Annotated in this window: 1 protein-coding gene; it reads left to right on the plus strand. The window is 39.3% G+C overall.

Going from position 1 to position 957, the window contains the following annotated elements:
* Positions 1-116 precede the first annotated feature (116 nt).
* Positions 117-716: a chromosome partitioning protein ParA gene (locus tag CWO08_RS23815; protein ID WP_102479246.1), complete on the plus strand. Its 600-nt coding sequence runs from the start codon at positions 117-119 to the stop codon at positions 714-716.
* Positions 717-957: the final 241 nt, after the last annotated feature.

Below are 957 nucleotides of genomic sequence, written 5' to 3' on the forward strand. Positions count from 1 at the left end.
AAGAACATCTAACTTTCTATTTTTGTTTGTTATGCCCCTATGCAAACTCTTTATTATTCAGTGAGTTAATTTATCCGTATTCTCTGGTATCTATTTGAAATACTAGGGAAACAAAAATGAAAAATGGGTTAGTCTGCACATTAGCAGTGATGTTAATTGTAGGGTGCAAAGAATCGAATGAGCCAAACGCTGCTGTAGTGGAACAACCGAGTGTCATATCACACATAGAGAAAACACCTGAGCTAGTCGCGGAATTAAAGGCACAAGAGACAATTGATGCTCAACTTAGGCTGCTTTATGAGCGTTTTGAACCCATGCTTGACCGCAGTGACTCTCTTACTGGTACTGATGCAAACAAAGATGGTATCCGCGATGACATTGAGGCGTTTATTGATGCGTTAGAAGTGCCCGAGCCTGTCCGAAAAGCCTTAAAACAAGAGGCTCGGCAAGCACAAGAAAGTCTCTATCACGACTGGAGTGCAAAGACTGAAACCAATATAAAGAAGGCACTAGCAATCGCTAATAAATATGGGAAGGTCATTGCTTGTAAGAAGTTTATTGGTATACCAGTAAGAGATAGAACCAATACTGGGAGAACTATCGATGCGCTCACTTACAATACTAAAGCTCGTTCCATTGTCTACTTGGCTTATAATCACTTGTTAGATGGCTCAGTAAGTTCCTCTCTGAAAGCTGAGGCTAACTACTGTGAATAAGCTAGTCACCCCGTTCAAATCTCCCCCTTAATTGATATTTTCCCCCTTTTTTGAAACACAGAAAAGGCGGAGGGTAAGAACATCTAACTTTCTATTTTTGTTTGTTATGCCCCTATGCAAACTCTTTATTATTCAGTGAGTTAATTTATCCGTATTCTCTGGTATCTATTTGAAATACTAGGGAAACAAAAATGAAAAATGGGTTAGTCTGCACATTAGCAGTGATGTTAATTGTAGGGTG

The sequence above is a fragment of the Vibrio sp. 10N.286.48.B8 genome (genome assembly GCF_003050085.1).
Taxonomy (GTDB): Bacteria; Pseudomonadota; Gammaproteobacteria; order Enterobacterales; family Vibrionaceae; genus Vibrio; species Vibrio crassostreae.

Excerpts from the sequence above, each read along its gene's own strand:
- CWO08_RS23815 (WP_102479246.1), top strand. The coding sequence starts at position 117 with ATGAAAAATGGGTTAGTCTGCACATTAGCAGTGATGTTAATTGTAGGG.